This is a genomic window from Mycobacterium sp. TH-M82, assembly GCF_057473605.1.
On sequence record NZ_JBYCKY010000455.1, the window covers coordinates 1 to 7,759 of the forward strand.

Below are 7,759 nucleotides of genomic sequence, written 5' to 3' on the forward strand. Positions count from 1 at the left end.
CCGCCGCCCGCACCCCCGCCCGCGCCGGCGGCGCCTCCGCCGGTGACGGTGACCCTCCAGGCGCCCCCACCGTCCCCGCCGCCGCCCGCCGATGCGCCGGCGAACGCCCCCGGTGACCCCGCCCCGGGCCAGCCCGACGACCCCGAGGTGGCGCCGCCGCCGCCGGCGGCACCCGACGGTGTGGCCGGGGTGGCGCCGCATGCGGTGATCATCTCCGTCAGGCAGTCGTCGCGCGCCTACGAACTCGAGCACCCCATCGGCGCCAACCTGGATGCCCGTAAGAAGGCCGGCACCGTCGCGACCCTGGCCAGGGCCATCGTGCACGCCGCCGACCTGGGCGCCAAGGTGATCAACGTCAGCGTGACGTCGTGCGTGTCGGCGGCCGACCCGCTCGATCTGGGTGCCATCGGCGCGGCGGTCTGGTACGCGGCCACCGTCAAGGACGCGGTGATCGTGGCGGCAGCCGGCAACGACGGCGAGGAGGACTGCGCGCAGAATCCGTCCTTCAACCCGTTGGATCCCGCCGACCCCCGCGACTGGCGCCAGGTCAAAACCGTGTCTTCGCCGTCGGTGTTCGCCGACTACGTGCTGTCGGTGGGTGCGGTGGACAACACCGGCGCGCCGATCGGCAAAAGCCTGACGGGCCCGTGGGTGGCGGCCGCGGCGCCGGGGGTCGGAATCATGGGGTTGTCGCCGCAGACCGGCGATCCGGTGAACGCCTACCCGCCGGTCCGGCCGGGTGAGAAGAACCTGCCGTTCTGGGGCACCAGCTTCTCGGCCGCCTATGTCAGCGGGGTGGCCGCCCTGGTGCGCGCCAAGTTTCCGGAGCTGTCCGCGCATCAGGTGGTCAACCGCATCCTGCAAACGGCGCACAACCCGCCGCGCGGGGTGGACAACCAGGTGGGCTACGGGGTGGTCGATCCGGTGGCCGCCCTGACCTTCAACGTGCCGCCCGGTGAGCGGACCGCGCCCGGCGCGTACAGCAGGGTGATCGTTCCCGCCCCGCCCGCGCCGGCGCCGGATCACCGTGCCCGCACGTTGGCAGTGGCGTTCGCCGGCGTGGTGGCGGCTGCGGTGGCGATCGCTGCGCTGATCGCCCGGGTCCGCCGGGCCCGGCGGGTGCGATGAGCACGCCCATCAGATTCGCCGGCAGCCCGGCGGTCAGCCCGGCGGTCAGCCTGGCGGTCATCGCCGCGGTGCTGGCCGCCGGGTTGATCGGATGGAGTGTGGCGGGATATCCGGGCGCCGCGTCCGGGCTGGTCCTGGGCCTGCTGACCGGGACGGCCCGCTGGCGCCGCCGCCAACCGTGGTCGTGGCTGGCGTTGTGGGCCCGGCGGCGCCGGCCGATTGTCCTGCGCGAACCCGTCACCGTGGCCAACGACCGCGCCGGCGGTGGGGTCCGCTACCAGGACGGGGTGGCCGCAGTGGCGGTCCAGCTGCTGGGCAAGCCGCACGTGCCGACCCTGTTCACCGGTTCCACCTCGACGGCCACCGAGAATGCCGTCGACGTCGCCGGCCTGCTGCCGCTGCTGCACCAGAGCCTGGGGCTGACCGTCGATTCGCTCTCCGTGGTGAGTGCCGGCGCACGGCGGCGCAACACCGGCGACTATCCGCCGGTCTATGACACCCTGATCGGCACGCCACCCTACGCCGGGCAGCGGGAAACCTGGCTCATCGCCCGGATTGCTGCCCTGGCCAACGTCGAGGCGCTGCGGTCGCGGAGTTCACTGGGCACTGCGGCGCTGGCGGCCGCACAGCGGATCAGCGCGGCCCTGCGTCAGCAGGGCATCCGCGCCCGAGTTGCCACCGCCACCGACATCGTGGAGATGGAGCGGCGACTGGGTGGTTCGGCTGGTTCGGCCCTAGGGTGTCTGGCCGCCGACAACCGGCGGTGGCGATCGCTGCGCGGCGACGCCGGCTGGCTGACCACGTACGGTTACCGCCCCGGCGACGTCACCTCGGAGACCCTGGCGCAGGCATGGTCCCTGCGCGCCGACGGGATCATCGGAAACGTCACGCTGTTTCCGGATGGCTCCGCGACGGCGACGGTGACCGTCCGCAGCGCGCAACCCCCGGTGGCACCGCCCAGCGTGCTGCTGCAGCCGTTGCCGGGGGAGCAGGCGGCGGCGCTGGCCGCCAGTTTCTGCGGGCCGCTGCCGGATCTGCGCGGCGTCCGCCGAGGTGCGCTACCGGGCACGCTGATCGTCCCGGTCGGTCCGTCGGGGGTGCTGCTGGGCAAGGTCGGTGCCGGTGACCGGTTGCTGCTGCCGCTGGACGATCCGGGGGAGTTCAGCCGGGTGCAGGTTGCCGCCGCGGATCTCTTGGCGAAGCGGATCGTGGTGCGGCTGGCCGGGGCCGGTGAGCGGATCACGGTGCACACTCGCGACCTGCGCCGGTGGGCCAGTGTCCGGATGCCCGACGTCGCCGTCACCAGCGCAGTCCGGCCGGCCGCGGGCACCACGATCAGCGTCACCGACGGCACCATTGGCACCGAAGCCATCCGGGCGCCGGCGCCCCGGCCGAACACGGTGATCTCGATCAGTGAACCGCACACGCCGCAGCACGCCACCGCCGACGTGATGATCACCCAGACCGGCCCGGCGACCGTGGAGGTGACCACGACCGGCACTGGCGGGCAGGTGCACGTCGTGGAGGTGGAGTTGTTCCGTGCCGAGAACCGCTACATATCGTCAGAGCCGGTTGCCCCGATGACGCGGGGCACCGCTGAAGTCGATGCACTGGAGCCGGTGGACTAGAAACCCATGACCAGCAGGACGAGCAGCACGACAACGGTCGCGGCGCGCAAGCGATTCGACGCGGCGATGGCGTTGCTCGACGCCGAACCGGCGGGTGTGTCCGGCGCTCGGCAGCTGTTTCGGGAGGCGACCGAGATCGACCCGTCGATGGCCGACGCATGGCTGGGCAGGATCGCCACCGGCGACGAATCGCTGTCGACGCTGCAGGAGTTGCACACTTACGGGACACGCCTGCACCGGGAGACCAACCGGCTCGGCGTCTATCTGTCCGCGGCGGTCAAAGCCGGTCCATACCTGTCGATCTCGGTGACCGAGGCGTCGCATGCCGGTCTGGCGCTGGCCAGTGCGCTGATCGATGACGGGAAGTACGACAAAGCCGAGGAGCTGCTGGCCGGCTCGGCACTGCTGGACACCTGGGAGAACCACCAGTGGCAGCAGTACGTTCGGGCGTATCTGATGTTCGCCGCCCAGCGGTGGCCCGAGGTGATCTCGGTTGCGGCGAGCGTCCTGCCGCCGCAGGCCATCATCATGTCGGCGGTGACCGCGGGCACCAGCGTGTTGGCAGCCCATGCCGCAGCCCATCTCGGGCAGGCGCGCGTCGCGCTGGACTGGGCGAACCGGGTCGAGTTGCGCACCGGGCACGGCTTGCCGGCCGACGCGCGTCAGCACCTGAGTCCCGACACCGCGGTGACCGCGATTGATCCCGGCGACTTCCCGCTGATCGCGGCCGACCTGGCGTATGTACGGGGGATGGCGCACCGGCTGCTCGGCGAGCAGGACAAAGCCGAGATCTGGCTGTCGAAGGCAACGATCAACGGCGCTCTGATCGAGGCGGCCAAACAGGCCCTGGCCGATCCGACGCTGCACCTGGCGGTCACCGACGAGGAGGCGATCAACAGCCGAACCGACAAATGGGATGTGACCACCGAGCAGTCCGAGGAAGAGCGCAACGAAGAACACAACCAGCAGCGCCGTGACGACCTGCTGGCGGAAGGGCGGGCGCTGCTGGACAACCAGGTCGGGTTGACTGAGGTCAAGCGGGCCGTGGCCGAATTGGAAGACCAGATCGAGGTGCGCGGCCTGCGGCTTGCCGCCGGGTTACCGGTCACCAACCAGACCAACCACATGCTGCTGGTGGGACCGCCGGGCACCGGCAAAACCACCACCGCTGAGGCGTTGGGCAAGATCTACGCCGGGCTGGGCATTGTCCGGCATCCGGAGATCATCGAAGTCAAGCGTGCCGACTTCTGCGGCGAGCACATCGGCGCGTCGGGCCCGAAGACCAATGCGCTGATCGATCGCTCGCTGGGCCGCATCCTTTTCATGGACGAGTTCTATTCGTTGGTCGAGCGCCATCACGACGGCCGGCCGGACATGATCGGCATGGAGGCGGTCAACCAGTTGCTGGTCGCCTTGGAGGCACACCGGTTCGACTTCTGTTTCATCGGCGCGGGATACGAGAAGGAGGTCGACGAATTCCTCACCGTCAACCCGGGTTTGGCGGGCCGGTTCAACCGTAAGCTGCGGTTCGAGTCCTACACGCCCGACGAATTGGTGGAGATCGCGGTCCGCTACGGAGCACCGCGCGCCACCGTCGTCGAACCGGCTGCCGCCGAAGCGCTGCGGGCCGCGTGCGGGGCGCTGCGCAGCTACCGGGCACCGGACGGCGGCCACGGAATCGACGTCATGCACAACGGGCGGTTCGCCCGCAACGTCGTCGAACGAGCCGAACGGTTGCGGGATTCGCGGGTTGCCGCTCAGCATCGCAGCGCCAGGGGATCGGTGACCGTCGAAGACCTTCAGACGCTACAGGTGCCAGACATCACCGCCGCGGTGGCTGATGCGTGCGCGGAAAAGCATGTGCCGGTAGCACTGACGAGCGGGTGATTCGGTGCCGCGGGTCGACAAGGGCATCGAGTTCAGCCGCCGGCCCGGGACGTGAAGTAGTGCGCGACGATCGCGGTGATCTGTAGGAATCTGCGCCGGGTCGCCGGCGCCATCTCGCGTGTCACGTCGATGACCCCGCCGGGCCGCAGATGCGGGTCGAACGGCACCTCGACCACACCCGGGCCGTGGCGGAGGAACTGCGAGCTCAGTGCCGAGCGGGTCCGCCGGTCGGCATGACCGTCGGAGTCGTTGAGCACCACCACGGTGCGCTGCAGCAACCCGGTCTGGCCCCGATCGGCCAGCCACTCCATGGTCTTGGCCGCGGCGGCCGCCCCGTCCGCCCACGGCGACGAGACCACGATCAGCGCATCCAGGTCCCGCAGCGCCTCCTGGGTGACGGGTGCGTCCATCGTCGACCCGCAGTCGATGACGGAGATGTTGAAATGGCGGTCCAGGCGTAGTGCGGCCTCCCGGTAGAGCGCCGGGTCCAGAACCCGTCGCCGGCCCACCGCCGGCTCCCCCGCCAGGACATACAGTCCGGCGGCGTTGGCGCCGACTCGACTGCTGACGTCGGTGAACGACACCACGTCCCGGTCGGCTGCGAGCTCCGAGTAGGAACTCGTGGCGTGTGGGTCGACGCGGCTGCCGAGTCGGCCGAACGCGGTGTCGGCGTCGATCGCGACCACCCGGTCGGCACGGCGCAGATATGCGAAGAGAGAACCGACGCTGGCCGCCACCGTCGTCTTGCCGGTGCCGCCCTTGCCGAGCACACCGACCTTGTAACTGCCGCGCGGAGTGGACCGAATCGCTGCTTCGTAGCCGGCCTGTTCCCGTTCAGCGGCCGATGGCCCCAGGTTGACCAGGCCAAACGTGGCGGCCAGCACGGCGCGTCGCCAACCGCGCTCCGGGTGCGGCCGGCGCGGGTAGACCGGGGGTGCGGACCGTGCATGCCGTGCAGACTGAGCAGACTGAGCAGACCAGGCATCCGGGTAGTCCCACCGGCCCGGTTGCGGCTGGCGGGGTCGGCTCGGCGGTGGTTGGGGCACGGACTCAAGTATCGGCTATCGGGCCCAGCGCTACGTGCCGGTGGTTGGGCTCACAGCACCTTTGTCGGCGACGTCAGCATGATCGGCTGCCGGTATGCTTTCCCGTGCAGGCTAAAACCGTGGGGTTGGCTTTTCGGACCGGTCTTGGCATATCGTTTGACGAACTGCCGGGACTTCAGACAGGCCCACCGTTCAGTGTCGCACGGACCTGTCCCGGTGACCGGGATGTCATTGGCGGGCGGACCACCAATCGGCATCGCCGACGGGATCGAGCCTGCGACTTGTGGTGGAGGGTCGAATAGGAATGGCACCGAGCCGGATCGGGCTTTACAACCCCGCGTTTGAGCACGATGCGTGTGGTGTGGCCATGGTCGTCGACATATACGGTCGGCGCAGCCGCGACATCGTGGATAAGGCCATCACGGCGCTGCTCAACCTCGAGCATCGCGGCGCCCAGGGTGCCGAGCCGCACAGCGGCGACGGGGCGGGCATCATGATCGAAGTCCCCGACCACTTCCTGCGCTCGGTGCTCGACTTCACCCTGCCGGCCGAGGGCAGCTACGCCACCGGCATCGCGTTTTTGCCGCAATCGTCGAAGGACGCCGCGACGGCGTGCGCGGCGGTGGAGAAGATCGTCGAAGCCGAGGGGCTGCAGATGCTCGGATGGCGGGATGTGCCCATCGACGACTCGTCGCTGGGCGCGCTGTCCCGGGACGCGATGCCGACCTTCCGGCAGCTTTTCATCGCCGGGGCCTCCGGAATCGAGCTGGAGCGCCGCGCCTACGTGATCCGCAAGCGCGCCGAGCACGAACTGGGTAACAAGGGGCCGGGCCAGGATGGCCCAGGTCGTGAAACCGTCTATTTCCCAAGCCTTTCCGGGGAGACCATGGTCTACAAGGGCATGTTGACCACTCCGCAGCTCAAGGCGTTCTACCTGGATCTGCAGGACGGCCTGTTGGCCAGTGCGCTGGGTATCGTGCACTCCCGGTTCTCCACCAACACCTTCCCGTCCTGGCCGCTGGCACACCCGTATCGGCGGATCGCCCACAACGGCGAAATCAACACCGTCACCGGCAACGAGAACTGGATGCGCGCCCGAGAGGCACTGATCCGCACCGACGTCTTCGGGGCCCCCGGCGAGCGGGACAGCGCCGCGAAGCTGTTCCCGGTCTGCACCCCCGGCGGCTCCGACACTGCCCGCTTCGACGAAGTGCTGGAGTTGCTGCACCTGGGTGGGCGCAGCATGGCGCACGCGGTGCTGATGATGATCCCGGAGGCGTGGGAACGCGACGCGTCGATGGATCCGGCGCGCCGGGCTTTTTACCAGTACCACGACTCGCTGATGGAGCCCTGGGACGGACCGGCGTCGATGACGTTCACCGACGGCACCGTGGTGGGGGCGGTGCTGGACCGTAACGGACTGCGGCCGTCCCGGATCTGGGTCACCACCGACGGCTTGGTGGTGATGGCGTCCGAGGCCGGCGTGTTGGACCTGGACCCGTCGACGGTGGTGCGCCGCATGAGGCTGCAACCCGGCCGGATGTTTTTGGTCGACACCGCCGCGGGCCGGATCGTCTCCGACGACGAGATCAAGGCCGAGCTGGCGGCCGAGCACCCGTACCAGCAGTGGGTCGAAGCCGGTCTCATACCGCTGGACGAGTTGCCGCAGGGCGACTATGAGCGCATGGCGCACCACCGGATCGTGTTGCGCCAGCAGCTGTTCGGCTACACTTACGAGGAGCTGAACCTGCTGGTGGCGCCGATGGCCTCCACCGGCGCCGAGCCGATCGGGTCGATGGGCACCGACACCCCGATCGCGGTGCTCTCCGCACGGCCCCGGATGCTGTTCGACTACTTCCAGCAGATGTTCGCCCAGGTCACCAACCCACCACTGGATGCCATCCGGGAAGAAGTGGTGACCAGTCTGCAGGGCGCCGTCGGGCCCGAGGGCGACCTGCTCAACCCCGACGAGCACTCCTGCCGGCAGATCGTGCTGTCCCAGCCGATCCTGCGCAACCACGAACTGGCCAAACTGGTGAACCTGCGGCCGGATCAGGAGGTCAATGGTCG

The 7,759-nt window shown here is 69.5% G+C and carries 5 protein-coding genes; 4 read left to right on the forward strand and 1 reads right to left on the reverse strand.

Annotated features, from left to right (window positions below; all coding sequences use genetic code 11):
* The 3 genes from AC2VON_RS13905 to eccA form a co-directional block, all read left to right on the forward strand.
* A partial coding sequence (locus tag AC2VON_RS13905; protein ID WP_486953498.1) for a S8 family serine peptidase occupies positions 1–1,128 on the forward strand: 1,128 nt, incomplete at its 5' end.
* Positions 1,125–2,756, forward strand: coding sequence for a type VII secretion protein EccE (eccE, locus tag AC2VON_RS13910; RefSeq protein ID WP_486953499.1), 1,632 nt, complete (start codon positions 1,125–1,127; stop codon positions 2,754–2,756). The genes AC2VON_RS13905 and eccE, both read left to right, overlap by 4 nt.
* Positions 2,757–2,762: 6 nt before the next feature.
* Positions 2,763–4,643: a type VII secretion AAA-ATPase EccA gene (gene eccA, locus AC2VON_RS13915; RefSeq protein ID WP_486953500.1), complete on the forward strand. Its 1,881-nt coding sequence runs from the start codon at positions 2,763–2,765 to the stop codon at positions 4,641–4,643.
* A 32-nt stretch (positions 4,644–4,675) separates the two neighbouring features.
* Here eccA and AC2VON_RS13920 read toward each other — a convergent pair whose 3' ends face one another.
* Positions 4,676–5,701: a MinD/ParA family ATP-binding protein gene (locus AC2VON_RS13920; RefSeq protein ID WP_486953502.1), complete on the reverse strand. Its 1,026-nt coding sequence runs from the start codon at positions 5,699–5,701 to the stop codon at positions 4,676–4,678.
* A gap of 292 nt (positions 5,702–5,993) precedes the next feature.
* Here AC2VON_RS13920 and AC2VON_RS13925 point away from each other — a divergent pair.
* Positions 5,994–7,759 (forward strand): glutamate synthase central domain-containing protein (locus AC2VON_RS13925; RefSeq protein ID WP_486953501.1); only part of this gene is annotated, 1,766 nt, incomplete at its 3' end.